This window comes from Bacillota bacterium (assembly GCA_024653485.1).
GTDB lineage: Bacteria > Bacillota > SHA-98 > UBA4971 > UBA4971 > UBA6256.
In genome coordinates, this window is record JANLFY010000001.1 from 303,914 (window position 1) to 324,117 (window position 20,204).

A 20,204-nucleotide genomic window follows, 5' to 3' on the forward strand; every position below is an offset into this window, starting at 1 on the left:
CGCTGCTCAGCGGGTAAGGAGAGAAGACCATGGCGGTGCAGAACATCGAGGCGTACTTCGGCCATTTCCAAGGACTGTCCGATGAAGAGGTGCAAGAACGCCAGAGAGAGTACGGGCTGAACGTCCTTCCGTCGCGGAAAGAGCCATCCCGGCTTGCCATCTTCTTGTCTCAGTTCGCAAGCCCGCTTGTATACGTGATCCTCGGGGCGGGCATCGTGTCCCTCATTCTGAAGGAGTACGGCGATTTCTTCATCATAATGGCCGTAGTGGTCTTCGACGCCATGCTGGGGTTCATCCAAGAGCAGCAGGCGAAGCAGACATACGAAGGCCTTCGCAAGCTGGTCAAGCCTACCGCGACCGTCGTAAGGGCGGGAGTGAGGAGGGACGTCGAGGTTCGCGAGATCGTGCCCGGGGACGTGGTCATCCTCGCAGCGGGCGACAGGGTGCCCGCCGACGGCACGGTCCTTGAAAGCGTGAAGATGTCTGTGAACGAGGCCATACTGACGGGCGAGAGCGAGCCGGTTTTCAAAGGGGAGGATCCGGGAAGGAATCAGCTGTATATGGGCACGTCGGTCCTGTCGGGTCGGGGAATCATGAAGGTGACCCGGACCGGAAAGGACACCGAGCTCGGCAAGATCGCAGCAAGCCTCTCCGAGAGCGAGGAGAGGGTGACGCCGCTCCAGGCAAGGCTGGCCGCGTTCAGCCGCACTCTCACGCGGATCGTCATCGGAGTCACCGCGGCGCTCTTCCTCATCGGCGTGGCTGCCGGAAAGCCCGCCCTGGAAATGGTGCGCGTGGCGATCATTCTGGCCATTGCGGCCATTCCGGAAGGCCTGTTGATCGCGGTGACGGTCATCCTGGTCATAGGCATGCGCCGTATCCTCAAGAGAGAAGGCCTGGTGAAAAGGCTTCTCGCCGTGGAGACCCTCGGATCGGTCACGACGATCTGCACGGACAAGACAGGCACCCTCACGAAGGGCCTAATGGCTGTGACGCGCACCGACTTCCGCCTGCCGGAGCGCGCCATCCAGACCCTCGTCTTGTGTAACAACCTTGAGGACTCGCTCGAGGTCGCGCTCTGGGAGTTTGCTCGCGCAAACGGCGCCTCCGATATGGAGACGATCGTCCGGCTGGCGCCCCGCGTCGACGAGGAGCCCTTCTCGAGCGAGACGAAGTACATGCGCACCGTGAACCTGGTGGAGGGCAGGCGTGTCGCGTTCGTCAAGGGCGCCCCAGAGGTCGTGGCCGCCATGTGCGGCCTTCCAGCTGCACATAGGGACGAGATATCCCAGGTAGTGGAATCGTGGGCGGACGAAGGACTGAAGGTGCTGGGCCTCGCTGTCAAGGAAGGAGACGACGACGCGCTCGAAACGTCCGGCGGAGGCTATTCGTGGGCGGGTCTGGTGGGGATCGAGGATCCGATCCGCGAGGAGGTGGCGGATGCGGTCAGAACATGCCGCGACGCGGGAATCCAGATCAAGATCGTCACAGGCGATTACGAGCGCACGGCGATCCACGTGGCGAGGAGGTTGGGCCTCGAGGTTCCGCCCGGCGGTGCCGTGGATGGCCAGGAACTCGAGGCCATGAGCGACGCGGAGCTTGCGTCGCGGGTCCGCGAAATCGCGGTGTTCGCTCGGATATCTCCGCGTCAGAAACTCAGGATAGTGGCGGCGCTTCAGGGGACCGGAGAGGTAGTCGCGATGGTGGGGGACGGTGTGAACGATGCGCCCGCTCTCAAGAGGTCAGACATTGGCGTGGTCGTCGGTGGTGCTACGGACGTCGCAAAGGAGATCGCGGATCTCATACTCCTGGACAGCAACTTCAAGACCATAGTAGCTGCGGTCGAAGAGGGGCGCGTGGTATTCGAGAACATAAAGAAGGTCGTCTCGTACACGCTGTCCAATTCGTTCGCCGAGATACTCCTGATCTTCGGCGCCATGATCATGGGGTGGGCCGCGCCTCTCGTGGTCGCGCAGATCCTGTGGATACATCTCATTTGCGACGGCCCGGTCGATATCGTGCTCGGTTTCGAGCCCGCCGAGGAAGGCATAATGCGCGAGAAACCGAAGCCTCGTTCGGAGCCGATCCTGGGGAGGCTCGGCATCGGACTAATAGCCGCCATCAGCATCACCGCCGCGGCGGGATGCCTCGCGATGTTCGGCCACTATTGGCTCGTCCATCACGACTTGAGGCTCGCACGCACCCTATCGTTCGCTACGCTTGCAGTCATCTCGTTGGTGTACGTCTTCGCCTACCGTAGCATGAGAAGGAGCATCTTCCATACCGGCCACCTCCTGGCGAATAGGCCGCTACTCGCGTCGGTAGCCGGCGGCTTCTTGCTGGCTGTGGGCGCGGTAGCCGTTCCAGCCATTCGCAACGTCCTCGGGATCGTGCCGCTCTCAGCCGGTGAATGGCTCATGGTTTTCGGTCTTGCCGTGGCGCTGCTCATCATCGTGGAAGTAGGGAAATTCCTGGGGCTTGCTCGGGGACGGAGGGCCAAACCTGCCGCGCCTGGAACCGCCGACTAGAATGACCGACCATCCGATGGTCGCCAGCTCCCAGACGCGGCCTTCACCTTCGTCCCTTCAAAGTCTGAACGCCGGACGCGTGGCGGGCCGGGCCCTCCGCCGGGCTCAAGGCCAGGCCCAAGCGCGCAGCGCTAGCATCCCGCCGAGGCGGCAGCCACTTGTTTGGACGCCGCGACCGGGATGTAGAGGCGGCTGTAATACTCCTCGATCATCCGGTGGGATGAGAACCTCCGGACCGTCGAGGATATGCTCTCGCGCATTATCTCGATCCATCTCGCGCGGTTCTCATAGTAAGTTGGGAGTACCTCGCCCAGCAAGACCCTGTAAAGCCCCTCAAGGTCGTGGTCGTCCTGCCCGGGTCCCTCGTATCCATCGCCGAACTGCCAGCCGTTCTGTCCGTGGCGGCACGCTTCAGGCCACCATCCATCGAGCACGCTCAGGTTGGGCACGCCGTTCATGGCCGCCTTCATTCCCGATGTCCCGCTGGCCTCGAGGGGCCGGATGGGGTTGTTGAGCCACACGTCGCACCCGCGCGTCAAGAGACGCCCCACCTTCATGTCGTAGTCCGGCACGAACACGACGCTCTCCGGGTAGCGCTTTGCCATCCTCACGAGGTTCGCGACGATGTCCTTTCCCGTGTCATCGAGGGGATGGCCCTTTCCCGAGAACACCAGTTGAAGCCCTCCGCTTCTCAGATACGGCTCGATCACATCGGGCCGTCTGAATATGAGGTCGCTGCGCTTGTACGGCGCAGCGCGCCTCGCGAAGCCCACGAGGATGTTGTCTCGCCTGAGGGCGATGCCGCATCTCGCTTCGATCTCGGCGAGCAGCGCCTCCTTGGCTCTCATGTGAGCGGCCCAAAGGTCTTCGCCCGACTCGTACGCCGCCCGCACGCCCTCGTCTTGCCAGGTTCCGGGATGCACGCCGTTCGTCACGGCGATGATGGGCGACCTCTCATCTACATCCTGCCACATCTTATTGGCGGTGGCGCAGTGAAGTTCGGCTACAGCGTTGGAGATCCGCGCGAGGCGCAGGCCTGCCACGGTCATGTTGAACGGGTCGCCGCCTATCCTGACCATCTGCTCCCGCGAGAGGCCGTCGTACGCGCCCATGTAGCGCAGGAGCTCGTGCCTGTGGGACTCGTTGCCCTCCCTTACCGGCGTGTGGGTTGTGAAAACGACCTCCCGGCGCGTTGAAGCGAGTGCCTGGTCGAAGCTCATCCCCGCGGCCATCTTCTCCCTGATTAGCTCGATGCCCGCCAGCACGGGGTGCCCATCGTTGAAGTGGTACACGTCGACATCGATGCCGAGAGCCCTAAGTGCCCTGACTCCGCCGATCCCGAGGACCATCTCCTGTGCTATACGCTCCTCGCCGAACCACCCGTACAGCTGCCCTGTAATCCACTTGTCCTCGTTTTCCGGGACGTTCGTGTCGAGCAGGTAAAGAGGAGCGTTTCCGTACCTGTCGACCATCCATACCTTGCAGACGACTTCGCGTCCGCGAATTCTCACGGTCACCGTCTTGCGCGTGTCCTTGAGAAAGTCGTACGAATAGCAAGGATAAGCGTCAAACGGCCTCCCGTCCTCGCCTATCACTTGTTTTGTGTAGCCCTGCCTCCAAAGTATGCCAACGCCCACCACAGGCAGGCTGAGGTCGCAGGCTGATTTCAGATAGTCTCCCGCGAGTATCCCGAGCCCTCCTGCATAGATGCGGAGCTCCTCGTGGAGGCCGAACTCCATGCAGAAATAGGCCACCCTTGGCGGCCGCGTCGCGCTATCCGCGTACATACCTCTCCCCCCAGCGCGTCTGGTGCCATCCGCTTCCGGCGGTCTTAGCGAGCCCGACGGGAGCCCGACCCCGACGAGGCTCCCCATCCTATCCTATGAGCGAGCCGGGAGCCGTGAAGCCGACGGCTGCCTTCGCGTTCTTGCCGAACCTCTGAAAGACGCGGCTCTTGCGCCGGTCTCCTTCCCACGTGCCCGATTATAGCGCAAGACATCCTGCAGGGCAACAAGCTGACATAGCTACGCAATCCATGTTTTGACATCTCCGCGCCATCCAACAACACACGACCGGCCCTCGCTCCTTTCGGCAAGGCGGAGGTCTCGGCGCTTGCTCGACGCGCCGCAGGCTGAAAACGGTGGCAGGGACGAGGACCGCATGGTAGAATGATATGGGCCAAGAAGCCTTGCGTGCCTGAGTGCCCCCGCCGCGACCTTTGCGAGCCATGGGCTGGGGGCTCGAAGGCGACCAACGCACGAATACGAGGACGAGTGAGAACCGATGCCTGCGAACCTCACACCGCAGTACCTCGAGGCCGAACAGGCCTTCAAGGAAGCAAAGACCACAGCCGAGAAGATCGCTGCGCTCGAGGAGATGCTCGCGGTCATCCCAAAGCATAAGGGCACCGAGAAGTTGCAGGCAGACATAAAGAGGCGCCTGTCGAAGCTGAGGGAGGAAGGCGAGAGAAGAGCGAAGGCCGGCCGTCAGGACCCTTTCCTCGTGGAGAAGCACGGTGCCGGTCAGGTTGCCCTGGTCGGGTTCCCGAACTCGGGGAAGTCGGCCCTTGTCGGCGCCCTGACCAGGGCGAAGGTCGTCGTGGCAGACTACCCGTTTTCCACGGTGCTACCCATAGCGGGGATGATGCCGTTCGAAGACATCTGGATTCAACTAGTTGACATGCCGCCCGTCACCGCTGAAGAGATGCCAGCGGGCATGGGTGGCGCGCTACGCAATGCCGACGCTGTGCTGATAGTCGTGGACGCCTCATCCGATGACTGCCTGGACCAACTGGAAGGGGCACTGACCCTCCTGAGAGAGAAGCGTATCCTTCGTGACGCGACCGATCTCGAGGCGGGTGCGCTGGGACATGCTCTCGCGGACTGCATGGTGGTTGCGACGAAACTGGACGCGCCCCGAGCTCGCGGGAACCTCGAGATCCTCCAAGAGTGCTTGCCCCCCGGGCTCGACATCGTTCCCGTCTCGGTGACCGAGGGAGAGAACCTCGAGGTCCTTCGGCGTCGGATATTCGATCTCCTTGGGATAATCCGCATCTACACCAAGGTGCCCGGCGGGCCGCCCGACATGGGTCAGCCATTCGTGCTGAAGAAGGGAAGCACCGTCGTGGACATGGCCGCAGCGGTCCACCGTGACTTCCCCTCCCGCCTGAAAAACGCGAGGATATGGGGTTCCGCACGATTCGAAGGCCAGTCGGTTCCCCGTGACTATGTCCTTCGAGACAAGGACATAGTGGAGCTCCACGTGTGAGCTGAGGGGTGAGCGCGAGAGTGGGGGATGAGCGATGACGTCGATGGCGGACGTGCGGGCTATCGTCTCTGAGATCGCCGCGGGGGCCGGAGGCGTCTTCGGCGTCGCAGCGAGGAGCCTCCACGCGGGCGATGAGGTGCTCATCAATGAGGATGAGCCTTTCAACGCAGCTAGCATAATTAAGGTGGCCATCATGGTCGAGGTGTTCAAGCAAGCCGAGGAAGGCCTGCTCGACCTTGACATGACTGTCAGACTGTCGGACACCGACAAAGTTGGCGGGTCGGGGATCCTCCAGCTCCTGTCCTCGGGCGTGGAGCTTCCGATCATAGACCTCGTTCGCCTCATGATAGTGGTGAGCGACAACACTGCGTCAAACCTCCTGTTAGATGTCGTGGGAATGGATCGTGTGAACGACACCATGCGCGGACTGGGTCTTTCGGGGATAGTCCTCAGACGAAGGTTCATGACCGTGCCTGTGGCCAAACCCGTTCCGAACTCCGTGACGGCGCGGGACGTGACGAGCCTTCTCGAGATGATAGCCAGGTGCGAGGTGGTATCAGCCTGGGCCTGCTGCGAGATGGTTCGCATCATGAAGCAACAGCAGTACAACGACCTCATTCCCGCGCTGCTGCCTGTACCCGGGGAAGAAGACGAACTCCTCGCTGGGGAGATGCCCCGCGTCGAAGTGGCGCACAAGACGGGGTCTGTCTCGGGGGTGCGCCACGATGCCGGGATAGTGTACGTTCCCGGACGCGACTATGTAGTCACAATTCTCACGAAGGGCCTTCCACGACCCCGGGATGGAGAGGAGGCCATCAGGAGGATCTCGCTCGAGTTGTTCAGGCACTTCACGGGCGACTAGGCGGACACTCTGACGCCATTGGAGCTTGCGGCGTCGGGCGGGAACGGAGTTCTCAGCGTCAGTGGGGGTGATTCGATGGATCTCAAGGATTTCGTGCGCGTCCCCAGACTGGACAGCGCGAAACGAGTGTTGTGCGTCCAGCCGCATCCTGACGACAACGAGATCGGAGCGGGGGGCACCATAGCTTGGCTGACCGACCTCGGGGTCGAGGTCGTGTACCTCACGGTCACCGATGGGTGCATTGGCACGCAAGACCCGGGCGTCGACCCGGAGGCGCTGGCTGAGAGACGTCGGGCTGAAGCCGAGCGGTCCGCGCGTCATCTGGGCGTATCCAGGCTAGTCTGGCTTGGATATCACGACGCGGACGTGCCGGAGGAGCGGGAGCTGACAACGGCGATACTCGGCGTCATTCGGTCAGTGAGGCCGGACGTCGTCCTCGCGCCGGATCCATGGCTCGCGTACGAGGCCCACAGAGACCACCGCTTGACGGGGATGGCCACCGCGTCAGCCTGCATGTTTTCAGGCCTTCCCCACGCGACGTCAGAGCCACCCGCACCCCCTCATGAAGTGCCGGCGGTCGGGTTCTACTGCACGCCAAAGCCCAATACCTGGATAAACGTGGACAGGACGTGGGTCAAGAAGATGGAAGCCATGAACATGCACGAAAGCCAGTTCTCCGATGGGTGGATGACCTTCTGTATGTACCTGGATATGAAAGCGCGAGAACTGGCTCGAGGGCGTGGGTTCGCCAGGGCCGAGGCCTTCAAGGTGGTCCCAACGCTCCTCTTGCACTTCAACGTGGACACGGAGGGATACTGATGCCTGAGGGGCCCGCCCGCTCGGACGTCCTCAAGATAGCGGTCATCGGCGGAGGTTCCAGCTACACGCCTGAACTCGTGGACGGGCTGATTGGGAGGGCTGCTGAGCTTCCCGTAAGACACCTCGCGCTCGTGGACATCCCTGAGGGCGGAGAGAAGCTCGAGGTCGTCGCTGGCCTCGCGAGGAGGATGATCAAGCGGGCAGGGCTCGACATCGAGGTGACGGCGGGCTTCGATATCGAGAGCGCCATATCCGGGGCCAGCTTCGTCATTACACAGTTCCGCGTCGGCGGCCTTGCGGCGCGTGCGCAGGATGAACGCATTCCGCTGAAGTACGGGATAGTCGGCCAAGAAACCACGGGCCCGGGAGGGTTCGCCAAAGCCCTTCGCACAATCCCGGTGGCCCTGAACGTTGCGCGTGCAATGGAGCGTCTCGCTCCTGACGCGTGGCTCATCAATTTCACCAATCCTTCCGGCATCGTGACGGAGGCTCTGACCCGCCACTGCAACATCCGGTGCATCGGGTTGTGCAACGTCCCCATCAACATGCAGAAGACGATCGCGGCGTGTCTCGGAGTGGATCCTCGTAGCGTCAAAGTGGAATTCGTGGGCCTGAACCATCTCAGTTGGGCGCGGAGGGTGGTCGTCAACGGTAGGGACGTAACGCGGGCGGTGCTCTCACACGATCTCGTGAGGAAGACGTTCGATCTGGAACGCATGCCGGGTCTGGCCAGGCCGGGGGGAGACATAACCCAAGCCCCCTTGGCAAGTGGGGGATGGGAAGACCGGAGGGACCGTGACCGGACGGTTTCTGAGGAGGCGGGGCATGCTCCCGGGCTGATCGATTCGCTCGGGATGATCCCTTCGTATTACCTGCGCTACTACTATTTCCACGACGTAATCGTCGAAGACGAGATGGAGCAACTGAGGAAGGGATGCGGCACGCGAGCCGACCAAGTCATGGCCATCGAGAGGGAGCTCTTCAAGAGATTCGCGGATCCCAATCTCCATGAGAAGCCGGCTGAGCTCTCACAGCGTGGGGGCGCCTGGTATTCGGAGGCGGCTCTCGCGTGCGTCTCCGCCATCTACAATGACAAGGACGAAGTGCACGTGCTGAACGTGCCGTCCCAGGGGGCGATCCCCGACTTGCCCGAGGACGCAGTGGTCGAAGTCAACTGCCTCGTGAACGGGATGGGAGCTCGGCCCCTTGCCCAGGGTCCCTTGCCCTACGCGGTTCGGGGACTAGTCCAGCACGTCAAGGCTTACGAGAGGCTGACTGTGGAGGCAGCTGTGAAAGGCGATGTGGGGATGGCTTTCCTAGCTCTCCTCGCGCATCCCTTGGTGCCGAGCGCTTCGACTGCACGGGCGTTGCTTGCAGAGATCTTGTCGGCCAACGCGGGTTACCTGACGCAATTCGAGAAAAACCGTGCAGCGCAAGAAGGATTCTGCTAGTTTGTGACGAAGCAATCAGTTGCGTCTCTATGACCAACTCGCTTCCAGGACGTCGCGCTGCGCCGTAGCCGGTGCCGACCGAGGAGATTCGTCCCGGCGCGCGGAGCGAAAGGAGGGGGTTGGCGGGGTCGGTCGGTTTTCGGAGCTGGTCGGTTTTCGCTGCCTTGCGACAACGGTTGAGTAGTGAGTAGGCAGTCACGATCATGAGCCACGTGCGTACCGCCCCAGGCGGCGCTGGCGGAAACGTATGCCCACTCACTTTTGTTTTGCCGTGATTCGGCTGTGCCCGCGAAGCGAGGGACGCGAGGTTCAAGTCCGGCGAAGGAGGGATCCGGGTGTCCCCCGATGTCCTCTTGAAAGTAGACAACCTTCGTACTTACTTCACGTTCGATGAGGGAGTCGTGCGTGCGGTAGACGGGGTGTCTTTTGAGGTCAAGCGCAAGAAGGTGCTGGGCCTCGTGGGCGAAAGCGGCTGCGGAAAGAGCATCACGGCTCTGTCCATAATGCAGCTCGTCCCACCTCCCAAGGGCAGGATTCATTCCGGAAGCATCCTTTACAACCGGTGCTCGGGTGGCGAGACGTTGGACATCGCCCGTCAGGATCCGCGGGGGCCGGTGATGAGGTCCATACGTGGAAACGAGATAGCCATGATATTCCAGGAACCCATGACATCTCTCAACCCGGTATACACGATCGGGTTTCAGATCGTGGAGGCCATCACCCTTCACAAGCGTGTCCCCAGAAAACAAGCGTGGAGCATGGCAGAGGACCTGCTGGCGAAGGTGGGAATTCCGAGCCCTGCCCAGAGGGTGCGCGAGTACCCCCACCAGATGAGCGGCGGGATGAGGCAGAGGGCCATGATCGCCGTGGCTCTCTCATGCAACCCGACTCTGCTCATCGCAGACGAGCCTACCACCGCTCTCGACGTGACCATTCAGGCCCAGATCCTCGACTTGATGACGAGGCTTCAGGAGCAATTCGAGATGGCGATCATAATGATCACGCACAACCTCGGCGTTGTGAGCAAGATCTGCGATGAGGTCGCTGTCATGTATATGGGCAGGATCGTGGAGCGAGCCAAGACGCGTACGCTTTTCCACGAGCCAGCGCACCCATACACGGTCGGGCTCTTGAACTCCATACCCAAGATGGGCCAACGCGGTCAGAGACTGGTGCCGATCGAGGGCGCTGTGCCGGACCCGTTCGCTTTGCCGGAGGGGTGTAGCTTTGGGCCTCGATGCCCGAGGTTCCGAGGGGTGTGTAAGGGAGATCCGCCCATCGTCGAGGTCGCCGAGGGGCATGAGGTGAGGTGCTGGCTCTATGCTTGACGCGTGCCAGAATGCGTCGGAGAACGCGGGGAGAGGAATGGACAAGCCTAATACGGAGGCGGCAGCCGCACCGAGCGATCCCTCCAAGACCGGCGACGCGGGGCTCCTTCTGGAAGTCAAAGGCCTCAAGAAACACTTCCCCATCCTCGGCGGGGTGGTCCGGAAGCCCGTGGGCTGGGTAAAGGCCGTGGACGGCGTCGACTTCTTCATAAGGAGAGGCGAGACGCTGGGCCTAGTGGGCGAATCGGGATGCGGAAAGACAACCACGGGAAAGTGCGTTCTCCACTTGGAAGAGCCCACCGCCGGGGAGATAAGGTTCAAGAGGGGCGACGCGTGGGTGCCCGTCAACCGCAAGACCATTCGCAGCCTCAGAAGGGAAATGCAGGTGATATTCCAGGACCCATACTCGTCTTTGAGTCCAAAGATGAGGATAGCGGACATAATAGCCGAACCCCTGGAAGCCCAGGGGGTACGGAGCAGGTCCGAGAGGTACGACCGCGTCGAGACTCTTCTGGCCGCGGTGGGGTTGGGGTCCCATCACATGAAGAGGTTTCCTCACGAGTTCAGCGGCGGACAGAGACAGAGGATAGGCATAGCCCGAGCCCTGGCTCTCAATCCGTCCCTCGTCATATGCGACGAACCGGTCTCAGCCCTGGATGTGTCGATCCAGGCCCAGGTGTTGAACCTCCTGGAAGAGCTGCAGGAGAGATTCGGGCTGACGTACCTGTTCATAGCGCACGATCTTTCGGTGGTCCAGCACATAAGCGACAGGGTGGCGGTGATGTACCTCGGAAAGATCGTGGAAACCGCCGACGTCTGCGAGCTATTCCAAAACCCGAAGCACCCGTACACAGAGGCTCTTTTCTCGGCGATACCCGTGCCCGATCCCGATTTCCGGTACGAGCAGGTGATTCTCGAGGGGGACGTGCCAAGCCCCGCGAATCCGCCGTCAGGGTGTCGCTTTCACCCAAGGTGCCGTTTCAGAAGGGACGTATGCTCCAGGGAGGAGCCGTCCCTCGAATCGGTGTCCGGCGACCATCTGGTCGCCTGCCATTTCGCTAGCGAGCTCGACCTGGCGGGCATTCCGCTTGGTGAAGGGGCGGCCTTGCGGTGCCGCGCCGGGTTTGGCGAGTAGGTCCTAAAGGACGAAGAAGGAGGCAAAAAGAGGAGTATGAAAGGCAGGCATCTCGTTGCGATCATTGCGGCGGTGATGGTGCTCGCGCTCGGGCCCGCCGGGTTCGCGCAGACGACGAACCCCGATACTTTCGTGTTCGTCGCGTTCGGCGAGCCGGACTCGCTCGATCCGGCGTACGCGTACGACACGGCGAGCGGCGAGGTCATTCACCAGTGCTACGACAACTTGGTGGCGTACGAGAAGGGCAGCGTCGAGAGGATGGTGCCCGCGCTCGCGACCAAGGTCCCGACCGTGGCAAACGGACTCATCTCAAAGGACGGGCGGACGGTCAAGTTCCCCATCCGGACTGGCGTGAAATTCCACGACGGCTCCGTGTTGACCCCGGAGGACGTGGAGTACACCTTCGAGCGGGCGATGCTTTCCGATCCCGCCGGTGGCCCCGTATGGATGTTCTTTGAGCCCCTTTTCGGCGTGCAGACGCTGAAAGACCTCGCGTGCAAGGTGGCCGGACTGGACAAGATCGACGACATGACCAAGCTCGACCCGGCTGTCCTCCGCAAGGTGTACGACGCGGTCGACAAGTCCGTCGAAGTCGAGGGAGGCAACGTGGTCTTCCACCTCGCCTCCTCGTACCCGCCATTCCTGCAGATACTCGCCAAGGGCGCGAGCTGGGGAGCGATCCTGAGCAAGAAGTGGATGACCACCCATGGTGCGTGGGACGGAAAGCCCGACACCTGGATCAAGTGGTATGATCCCCCCAAGGAAGAAATGGCCCTGTACGACGTGGCCATGGGCACCGGCCCGTTCAAGCTGACGAAGTGGGACAAGAGCGGCGGTCAGATCATCTTCGAGCGGTTCGATGGCTACTGGCGCGGTCCCGCCAAGCTGAAAACGGCGTTCATCAAGTACATCGACGAGTACAACACGAGGAAGCTGATGCTTCAGACGGGTGAAGCGGACGCCATCATGATATCGCCTATGTACCTGGACCAGGTGAAGGCCATCCCTGGCGCTGTGGTTCAGGAGCATCTTCCCGCCATCACCAACACGGCGCTCCTCTTCAACTACACGATACCCGTGAAGGGGAACGAGGACATCGTGGGCAGCGGCAAGCTGGACGGCAAGGGCGTTCCGTCCAATTTCTTCAACGACGTCCACGTAAGGCGCGCCTTCAACTACGCGTTCGACTATGACGCGTACATCAATGAAGTGGCGTTGGGTCAGGGCTCCAAGCCTCACGGGCCCATCCCCGCGATCCTTCCCTATTGCGACAAGTCCCAGGAGTGGTACGGTCACGACCTGAAGAAGGCTGCCGACGAGTTCAAGGCAGCTTTCGGAGGCGAGCTCTGGAAGAAAGGCTTCCAGCTCTCCATCCTTTACAACACGGGCAACGACAACCGTAAGACCGCAGCGGAGATACTCGAGGCCAATATCGAGAGGATAAACCCGAAGTTCAAGATAGAGGTACAGGGCGTGCAGTGGGCCACCTACCTCGACAAGCTGCGCGCATCTGCCCTGCCTGTGTTCTTCATGGGCTGGCACATGGACTTCCCTGACGCCCACAACTTCGTGTTCCCTTACATGCATTCTGCTGGGGCGTTTGCCGGGTACTGCGGTGCGGACATGATCAAGCTGGCGAAGCAGGAGTTCGACGACCTCATCGCCAAGGGCATAAGCACCACGGATCCCGCCGCGCGGGCCAAGGTGTACGAGGCGCTGCAGAAGAAGGCGTACGCCCAGGCGATCGCGCTGTTCTACGTCGACGCCCAGGACCAAAGGGTATACAGAGACTGGGTGAAAGGCTACGTGTTCAACCCGGCGTACAGCGCGAACTACGACTTCTACGAAGTCTGGAAGGAAGTCAAGTAGGGGTCGCCTGAGGTCCGCCAAACGTCGGCGGCGCTCAGCGGGCGTCACGAAGAGAGGACGAAAGCTGGGCCCGGGAGCGGGAGACCCTGGAGGCTTCCCGCTCCCGGGCGCGTGCCCAGGGCAGACGCGCGCCTGGGAGCGGGGCGGAGCCGGTCTCGTGATCCAAAGGCCGCAGGCAGGTGCGCGGGGAGAGGTCTTCTCTCAGGCGCCGAGCGGCGTGGGACGTGCTGACGCCCGCGAATCGGGCAATTTCGGGTTAAGGGGCATACGCTCATGCTGACGTACATAGCCAGAAGGCTCTTGTTCCTTCCGCTGGTTCTCTTGGGGGTCACGGTTTTCATATTCGTCGCGATGTCGTTCCTGTCCCCGTACCAGCTGGTGAGCTCGTACATCAAGTCTCCGGAGGAACTCAAGAACCAAAGCCTTGACGACCTCGTCAAGAAGTACAGGCTGGACGATCCCGCCTACGTGAAGTACTTTCGGTGGCTTGGCAACGTCCTGCGAGGCAACCTGGGTTACTCGCGCTCCGCGAACATGTACGTTGCGGAAGCCATAAAAGCCAGGTTCCCGGCGACCCTTGAGCTCACGCTTTTCGCCATCATTCCGGTGGTGCTTGGGGGAATCTGGCTGGGTTCTCTTGCGGCGATGCACCACAACAAACCCATCGATCACGTGACGCGCGTTTTCGCCATCATTGGTTGGTCCTTGCCGTCTTTCGTGTTCGGCATCGTGTTGTTAATGTACTTCTATGGAGTGCTCGGATGGTTCCCGCCAGGCCGGCTCTCCACATGGGCCGACCAGATAGTCCTCAGCAGCTCTTTTGTAAGGTACACGGGTATGAACACCGTGGACGCGATCCTCAACGGTGAGTGGCGTGTATTCTGGGACGCGGTAAGGCACCTCGTGGCTCCCACCATCAGCCTGTCGTATCTGTGGTGGGCGTTCATCCTGAGGATCACCAGATCGAGCATGCTCGACGTGTTCAACAAGGACTATGTGCGGACGGCGCGGGCGAAGGGTCTCGCGGAGAACCTCGTCATCAGGCGGCACGTTCGGCGGAACGCTCTGATTCCCGTGGCGACGGTCGCGGGCCTCATGGTCCTCGGAATGCTCGGCGGACTCACCATAACTGAGACGGTTTTCGACTACAAGGGCCTCGGGCTCCTCACCGCTACCGCTGCGCAGCAGCTGGATTACACCTGCGTGGTGGGAACGACCCTCTTTTACGGGCTCATACTCGTGGTGATCAACCTTGTAGTGGACATCATGTACGCCATCATAGACCCGAGAGTGAGATTGGAGTGACCTCGTCGTCATGGTCAAGAAGCTCGTGCGAAACCCCCTGTCAATGCTGGGGCTTATGCTGCTGACCGGTTTCGTCGTCGTCGCGGTGGCGGCGCCGTGGATCGCGCCTACGCCGGAGCGATATAGAGACGAGCCGTACCGGATTCCGAGGTACGGCTGGGGGTCCACACCCACGCCTCCATCAAAGGAACATCCCATGGGGCTGACCCAAGGTCAGTACGACATCTTCTACGGGGTGGTCTGGGGTACTAGGACCGCGTTCCGCGTCGGCATCATCGTGGTGGGTGCGAGCTGCGCCGTAGGCATCGTGGTGGGCGCTGTGTCGGCGTACATAGGAGGGCGGACGGACGAGATCATCATGAGGGTTGTGGACATATTCCTCAGCTTCCCGTTCCTCATCGCTGCGGTGGTCATCACGTGCGTGTTGGGCAAGGGGCTCGATAAAGTGATGATCGCCATGATATGCTTCTGGTGGATGGGGTACGCAAGGCTCCTGAGAGGCAGCATTCTCCAGGTGAAGGAGGAGGAATACGTACTGGCCGCGAGAGCCGCGGGCGTGAGCCACGCGAAGATCATCATGAGGCACCTACTGCCCAATACCATCTTTCCGGTGCTGATCAGCGCATCGATGGACCTCGGGTCGGTGGTCGTGACCGCGGCCGGCTTGAGTTTCCTCGGTCTTGGTGCCCCGGAGGGGTACGCTGACTGGGGCCAGATGATAAGTTTCTCGCGAAACTGGCTCCTCGGCGCACCTGGGGAACCGCTGAAGTACTGGTATACCGTGCTCTATCCCGGAATGGCCATCGTTCTGTTCGTGCTGGCGTGGAACCTCATTGGCGACGCGTTCAGGGACATACTGGACCCCAAGATACAAGCCTGAGGGCCTCAGAGCCGTCAAGGAGCCGTCAAGGAAACGGGTCGGGTGGGGCATCTTGACTCTGGCCTCGGAGATGGCCTGCAGTGCTGCCTTGTGCTGCGGCCGATGGGGCCGGCGGACGCTCGAGCGCTATGGCGAGCCACCTGACGGAGAAGGTCCTGCGACTTCCCGCGAAATGCTTGAGACGTATGGTGAACGTGCCGTTGTATGGCTTTCGCACCATGGCCGACAGATGGACCGGCACTTCCGTGGGAGGGCCCCCCGACTCGGCGCGACTGTCAATGGACTCGTAGTACTCGAACTCCTGCAGATCGATTCCCAGCACGATCGCCACGGGAACTTGGCCTAGGCCGTGGTTCACCACCGTGTGGACGGCCTCACGGGAGGGCGCGGTGACAGTCACCGTTCCGGCTGCCATGAGCGCTCCGTCGTTGTGCCACACGGCGACTCCATACGCGTGATCCGGCTCTGTGGTGGAGGGGCGGCTTACCAAGCGAATGAGCGAGATCATGGCCAGGCCGAAGCAAAGAGCGACGCATCCGACCCCCAGATAGCCCCTTATGACCGTTCGCAGGAGCTGTGCCCGGACGGCCACCTTCGTGTCCCTCTCGCACGCCTTCACCAGGCGCTGCCGTGACGTTGGTGACGACTCGACCCTGTCTGCCGACTATATCTAACTATTCGCCCAGACAGCGGCGTATGAGCATTATCGTCACTATCTGGAGTTCCAATGACGGCGACGGATTGGCCCGTGCAGGATGCTGTATGCCAATGACTGCCGGGCGCTCACGGGCAGCGACAGCGCCGACGCAGGCGACAACCGGAGCGTCTCGCCAGATGCGGGCCGCCGACGGTCGCGCCGCCGGCGGCCGGTGGCCAGCGCGTGGGCGAGTCTGGGCCTCGACGCCTGGTTCAGTGTTGTTGCTCGGGCTGCTTCGGCTCAGGCTGCTGACCTTGTTGCATGGCTTGCTGATAGACCTTGTACTGAGGCTCCTGTGCTTCGATGTAATTCACCCGCGCCTTGAGCGGGTTTATCACTTGGTTCTGCAGCGTCTCGGAAAGCTGCGCGTATAGCTTTTGCGCGTTCTGATCCTGTGTGTCCAGGGCAAAGCTTCGAAAGTCCGCTGCCACGCTTTCGAGCTGCGCAAGACACTGATGGACCTTCTGGCCAACGGTCACCGCTATCACCTCCACCTGTACCTGGGCCACCCGCCCGCAGCTGGAGGCCTCAGACCTCGGTGTCTCCGGTCTACGCTTCCGAAACTGCCCCGGGCAGCCTGCTGTCTCATGACATAGGATGGCACGCCCCCCGAAGCGTGATTCCAACCCCGACACAAAGGCACACCTCTCCGCAAGGAATTCCCAGGGAGACGTGGAATACCTTCGGAGGAGGTGGCGAGAGTGAACCATGCAGTGAGGGTTGTCGCGGACCTGATGTGTCTATCGGCCACGACCGCTCCGAAAGCGGTTGGAAAGGACTTCATCGTGACCGCCGTCGTGGAGGGCGAGGCGCTAACGCGACTCGCGCAGGCGATGGTGGACTATGGCAGGGAGTCGGGGAGGAAGAACTTCGATCGCGACGGAGCGAACGTCGCAGCTAGCGATGCGTGCGTGCTGATCGGGTTGAAGGGAGCTCAGGTGGTGGGGCTGAACTGCGGAGCCTGCGGGAACGACAAGTGCTCAGGTCTTGCCCAGCTATCCGAGGGCCCCGAGTTCGCCGGTCCTTTTTGCGCCTGGAGGCTCATGGATCTTGGGATCGCCCTGGGATCCGCGGCAAAGACCGCTTCCATTCACAACGTCGACAACAGGATCATGTATCGGGTCGGGGCGGTCGCGAGGCGAACTGGTCTCATAGACGCGGATGTCGCGGCGGGCATTCCGCTCTCGGCGACGGGCAAGAGCATCTACTTCGATCGCGGCTGATGAAGTGTCGCGGGCGATCACATGAAGCGGGACCTCGAAACTCGCTCGAGACTCGCATGTATCTTCCTCGCGGGGTCAAGGAACGCTAAGACGTAGCGACGCGGCCGCCTGGGCGCCGCTGTTGCCAGGAGGGGACATGCGATGCCAGAGCTGAGACGGGATCCCGCTTCGCGTACGTGGGTGGTGATTGCCACAGAGAGAAGTCGCCGCCCTTCGGATTTCCGGGTGCCCCGGGACGAGAGGAAGGGCGGGGCGTGCCCGTTCTGCTACGGTAATGAGCACATGACCCCGCCGGAAGTGCTGGCGCTCGGCCGGCGCAACGGCGCCCCCAACACAGAGGGCTGGTCCGTGCGGGTCGTGCCAAACAAATTTCCCGCCCTCACGTTTGAGGCTGGTGCCCCGGGGGGCGAGACGCTGGCCGACGACGGCTCGCCGGATGGCCCCAGCGGGTTGTACCAGGGTATCCCCGCGGTAGGAGTCCACGAAGTGCTCGTGGAGTCGCCGGACCACGACTCGACCTTCGGCACTCACTCTCAAAGCCAGATGGAAGACGTGCTCGAGGCGATGGTGGCGAGAGCCAGGGCGCTTTCCCGCGACAATAGGCTGAGTTATCTCCAGATCTTCAAGAACTGGGGCCGTGTTGGGGGCGCCTCGCTCGAGCATACCCACTGCCAGCTCATCGCCACACCTATTGTGCCCAACGTGATCGAAGAGGAACTCGAGGTCGCGCGCGAGCACTATGATAAGACCGGGGAATGCGTGTACTGTGACATCATCAAGGCGGAGGCCGCCACTCAGACGCGGGTAGTCGAGAGGTCCTCTCACTTCATGGCGTTCTGTCCCTACGCTGCGAGGCTTCCCTTCGAGACTTGGATTGCGCCCACCGCGCACAGCGCCAGGTTCGAGGAGATGAGCGGGGAAGAGCTTTCCGACCTCGCCGGGGTCCTGCGTCGCACTCTTAGACGGTTCGAGCTTGCGTTTGAGGCCCTTCCGTACAATCTCCTCTGGCATACGAGTCCGTGGACGGGCGATTTTGGAGCATACTATCATTGGCACCTCGAGCTCGTTCCGCGCCTCGCCATCATAGCAGGCTTCGAGCTTGGCACGGGGTACTACATCAATCCCACGGCTCCTGAGGCCGCAGCGGCATCCCTGCGTGAACACGAGCCCGGTACAGTGGAGAGGGCCGGGGACCAGGTGAATGTCGAAAGCCCATCCGGAGAGGATCGGGCGTTGGGGCCGGCCCCAACGAGCGTGGAGGAAGGGGCACTGCAGAAGTGATGTTACAGGAACTGGACGAAACCTACAGGATTCTCGTGGCCTCCCCTGAGGTCGCGCCATTTGCGAAGACCGGAGGGCTTGCGGACGTGGCGGGGTCGCTCCCGAAAGCCCTAGCGGTCATGGGAAACGACGTGAGAGTCGTCATGCCCCGTTACAGGGGAATCACTGATGTCAGAACCATCTGCGATTTCCCGGTCTGGGTAGGCTGGCGCAAGGCTACCGCAATCTTGCGCGAAGGAGTGATCAGAGCACGGCTCAACGGCGCCGAGAGGCTGGTCCCTGTGTACTTCATCGACAACTATCACTACTTCGACAGGGACAACATGTACATGTACTTCGACGAGGCCGAGAGGTTCTCGTTCTTCTCCAGGGCGATACTGGAGATGATCCGCTATCTAGGTTGGGCGCCACATATCATTCACTGCAACGACTGGCAGACGGGGCCGGTGCCGCTCCTCCTCCGAGAGCAGTATTCCCGTGACCCGTTCTATCAGGGGATCGCGACCGTCTTCACCATACACAACCTGCAGTACCAGGGGAACTATCCCAAGGACACGCTGCACCTCCTGGGCCTCGGCGATGAGTACTTCACCCCTGAGCGGATCGAGTTCTACGGAGACGTAAGCTTCATGAAAGCAGGGATCCTGTACGCGGACGTGATCAACACTGTGAGCAAGACGTATGCCAAGGAGATCCAGACCCCTGAGTTCGGGCAGAGGATGGACGGGGTCCTTCGAACGCGCGCAAGAGACCTGCACGGTATACTGAACGGCCTCAACTACCACGAGTTCAATCCCGAGACCGACGCGCGAATCTACAGAAACTACGGTGTGGGGAACATCGAGGACAAGAAGGAGAACAAGTACGCGCTGCAGCGCGACATGAACCTCCCAGCGTCAACCTCTCCGCTTCTGGGGGTGGTGTCTCGCCTCGTCGACCAGAAGGGGCTCGACCTGATCGCCGATGCCATGGATGAGATGATGAGGATGGATCTCCAGTTCGTGTTGCTCGGCACCGGGGATCCGTACTACGAGAATCTCTTCCGCTCCCTGAGGCAGAGGCACCCTGACAACATGGCGGTGGAGATAGGGTTCAACGTCGTGCTCGCCCAACGGATCTACGCTGGGTGCGACATGTTCCTCATGCCGTCCAGGTTCGAGCCAGGCGGACTCGGTCAACTCATAGCGATGCGTTACGGGACTGTCCCGATAGTGAGGGGCACGGGTGGACTCGCGGACACCGTCACGAACTACGAGCCGGAGAGGCAGGCCGGCAACGGATTCACGTTCGCCGAGTACTCGCCCGGGGCTCTGTTGGACGCAGTGGGGCGCGCCATAGAAGTGTACAACGACAAGCGCAGGTGGGCCGCGCTCGTCGAGAATGTGATGCGTCACGACTTCTCGTGGAACAGGTCGGCAGCGGAGTACATGGGGCTCTATGGGATAGCCAGGAACAAGCTGGAGGCGGTTCCCGTGCCTGCGTGACCAAGCAAGATCGGCGCGCCGCCGCCGTCGCCGTCACGCCGCGGCCTGAACGCAAGTCGTCACCCCTGTAACGAT

16 protein-coding genes are annotated in these 20,204 nt (G+C 61.6%); 13 read left to right on the top strand and 3 right to left on the bottom strand.

All coding sequences use genetic code 11. The annotated features are described in order from the left end of the window. The first annotated feature begins 29 nt into the window (after window positions 1-29). Window positions 30-2,528, top strand: a complete 2,499-nt coding sequence (locus NUW12_01255; GenBank protein ID MCR4401399.1) for an HAD-IC family P-type ATPase — start codon at window positions 30-32, stop codon at window positions 2,526-2,528. A 131-nt stretch (window positions 2,529-2,659) separates the two neighbouring features. Here the strand turns inward: NUW12_01255 and glgP are convergent, their stop codons facing one another. Then, on the bottom strand, window positions 2,660-4,315 hold the full coding sequence (gene glgP / locus NUW12_01260; protein MCR4401400.1) for an alpha-glucan family phosphorylase: 1,656 nt from the start codon (window positions 4,313-4,315) through the stop codon (window positions 2,660-2,662). Between the two features lie 496 nt (window positions 4,316-4,811). Between glgP and NUW12_01265 the strand changes: the two genes are divergently transcribed. From NUW12_01265 to NUW12_01305, 9 genes are all read left to right on the top strand, one after another. Beyond that, window positions 4,812-5,795 (top strand): 50S ribosome-binding GTPase, encoded by a 984-nt coding sequence (locus NUW12_01265; protein MCR4401401.1) that lies wholly within the window; start codon window positions 4,812-4,814, stop codon window positions 5,793-5,795. A gap of 34 nt (window positions 5,796-5,829) precedes the next feature. Then, window positions 5,830-6,657 carry a class A beta-lactamase-related serine hydrolase gene (locus NUW12_01270; GenBank protein ID MCR4401402.1) on the top strand — a complete coding sequence of 276 codons (828 nt, stop codon included), beginning with the start codon at window positions 5,830-5,832 and terminating at the stop codon, window positions 6,655-6,657. Between the two features lie 75 nt (window positions 6,658-6,732). Further along, on the top strand, window positions 6,733-7,476 hold the full coding sequence (locus NUW12_01275; GenBank protein MCR4401403.1) for a PIG-L family deacetylase: 744 nt from the start codon (window positions 6,733-6,735) through the stop codon (window positions 7,474-7,476). Then, entirely contained in the window at window positions 7,476-8,927 is a 1,452-nt protein-coding gene (locus NUW12_01280; protein ID MCR4401404.1) for a 6-phospho-beta-glucosidase, read from the top strand. Before NUW12_01275 ends, NUW12_01280 begins: the two co-directional genes overlap by 1 nt. 335 nt (window positions 8,928-9,262) lie before the next feature. After that, window positions 9,263-10,255 carry an ABC transporter ATP-binding protein gene (locus NUW12_01285; GenBank protein ID MCR4401405.1) on the top strand — a complete coding sequence of 331 codons (993 nt, stop codon included), beginning with the start codon at window positions 9,263-9,265 and terminating at the stop codon, window positions 10,253-10,255. Further along, complete coding sequence (locus NUW12_01290; GenBank protein ID MCR4401406.1) at window positions 10,248-11,390, top strand: ABC transporter ATP-binding protein; 1,143 nt, start codon at window positions 10,248-10,250, stop codon at window positions 11,388-11,390. Before NUW12_01285 ends, NUW12_01290 begins: the two co-directional genes overlap by 8 nt. Before the next feature lie 36 nt (window positions 11,391-11,426). Then, entirely contained in the window at window positions 11,427-13,259 is a 1,833-nt protein-coding gene (locus NUW12_01295) for an ABC transporter substrate-binding protein (protein MCR4401407.1), read from the top strand. A gap of 273 nt (window positions 13,260-13,532) precedes the next feature. After that, window positions 13,533-14,564 (top strand): ABC transporter permease, encoded by a 1,032-nt coding sequence (locus tag NUW12_01300; protein MCR4401408.1) that lies wholly within the window; start codon window positions 13,533-13,535, stop codon window positions 14,562-14,564. 10 nt (window positions 14,565-14,574) lie between these two features. After that, window positions 14,575-15,444 carry an ABC transporter permease gene (locus NUW12_01305; GenBank protein MCR4401409.1) on the top strand — a complete coding sequence of 290 codons (870 nt, stop codon included), beginning with the start codon at window positions 14,575-14,577 and terminating at the stop codon, window positions 15,442-15,444. Between the two features lie 25 nt (window positions 15,445-15,469). Here NUW12_01305 and NUW12_01310 read toward each other — a convergent pair whose 3' ends face one another. Both NUW12_01310 and NUW12_01315 read right to left on the bottom strand, forming a co-directional pair. Next, a complete protein-coding gene (locus NUW12_01310; GenBank protein ID MCR4401410.1) occupies window positions 15,470-16,036 on the bottom strand; it encodes a hypothetical protein in 567 nt (188 codons plus the stop codon). Window positions 16,037-16,353: 317 nt separating this feature from the next. Continuing rightward, a complete protein-coding gene (locus NUW12_01315) occupies window positions 16,354-16,635 on the bottom strand; it encodes a DUF1657 domain-containing protein (GenBank protein ID MCR4401411.1) in 282 nt (93 codons plus the stop codon). Window positions 16,636-16,875: 240 nt separating this feature from the next. Here NUW12_01315 and NUW12_01320 point away from each other — a divergent pair, with 240 nt between their 5' ends. The 3 genes from NUW12_01320 to glgA all read left to right on the top strand — a co-directional run bounded on the left by NUW12_01320 (window position 16,876) and on the right by glgA (window position 20,129). Then, on the top strand, window positions 16,876-17,364 hold the full coding sequence (locus NUW12_01320; GenBank protein MCR4401412.1) for a DUF2148 domain-containing protein: 489 nt from the start codon (window positions 16,876-16,878) through the stop codon (window positions 17,362-17,364). Window positions 17,365-17,505: 141 nt separating this feature from the next. Continuing rightward, window positions 17,506-18,645 (top strand): galactose-1-phosphate uridylyltransferase, encoded by a 1,140-nt coding sequence (gene galT, locus NUW12_01325; protein MCR4401413.1) that lies wholly within the window; start codon window positions 17,506-17,508, stop codon window positions 18,643-18,645. After that, window positions 18,645-20,129, top strand: coding sequence for a glycogen synthase GlgA (glgA, locus tag NUW12_01330; GenBank protein ID MCR4401414.1), 1,485 nt, complete (start codon window positions 18,645-18,647; stop codon window positions 20,127-20,129). Before galT ends, glgA begins: the two co-directional genes overlap by 1 nt. Window positions 20,130-20,204: the final 75 nt, after the last annotated feature.

Bases quoted from the DNA above. Each gene is read 5' to 3' on its own strand.
- NUW12_01255 (MCR4401399.1), top strand. From the start codon at position 30: ATGGCGGTGCAGAACATCGAGGCGTACTTCGGCCATTTCCAAGGACTG.
- glgP (MCR4401400.1), bottom strand. From the start codon at position 4,315: ATGTACGCGGATAGCGCGACGCGGCCGCCAAGGGTGGCCTATTTCTGC.
- NUW12_01265 (MCR4401401.1), top strand. From the start codon at position 4,812: ATGCCTGCGAACCTCACACCGCAGTACCTCGAGGCCGAACAGGCCTTC.
- NUW12_01270 (MCR4401402.1), top strand. From the start codon at position 5,830: ATGACGTCGATGGCGGACGTGCGGGCTATCGTCTCTGAGATCGCCGCG.
- NUW12_01275 (MCR4401403.1), top strand. From the start codon at position 6,733: ATGGATCTCAAGGATTTCGTGCGCGTCCCCAGACTGGACAGCGCGAAA.
- NUW12_01280 (MCR4401404.1), top strand. From the start codon at position 7,476: ATGCCTGAGGGGCCCGCCCGCTCGGACGTCCTCAAGATAGCGGTCATC.
- NUW12_01290 (MCR4401406.1), top strand. From the start codon at position 10,248: ATGCTTGACGCGTGCCAGAATGCGTCGGAGAACGCGGGGAGAGGAATG.
- NUW12_01295 (MCR4401407.1), top strand. From the start codon at position 11,427: ATGAAAGGCAGGCATCTCGTTGCGATCATTGCGGCGGTGATGGTGCTC.
- NUW12_01300 (MCR4401408.1), top strand. From the start codon at position 13,533: ATGCTGACGTACATAGCCAGAAGGCTCTTGTTCCTTCCGCTGGTTCTC.
- NUW12_01305 (MCR4401409.1), top strand. From the start codon at position 14,575: ATGGTCAAGAAGCTCGTGCGAAACCCCCTGTCAATGCTGGGGCTTATG.
- NUW12_01320 (MCR4401412.1), top strand. From the start codon at position 16,876: ATGTGTCTATCGGCCACGACCGCTCCGAAAGCGGTTGGAAAGGACTTC.
- galT (MCR4401413.1), top strand. From the start codon at position 17,506: ATGCCAGAGCTGAGACGGGATCCCGCTTCGCGTACGTGGGTGGTGATT.
- glgA (MCR4401414.1), top strand. From the start codon at position 18,645: ATGTTACAGGAACTGGACGAAACCTACAGGATTCTCGTGGCCTCCCCT.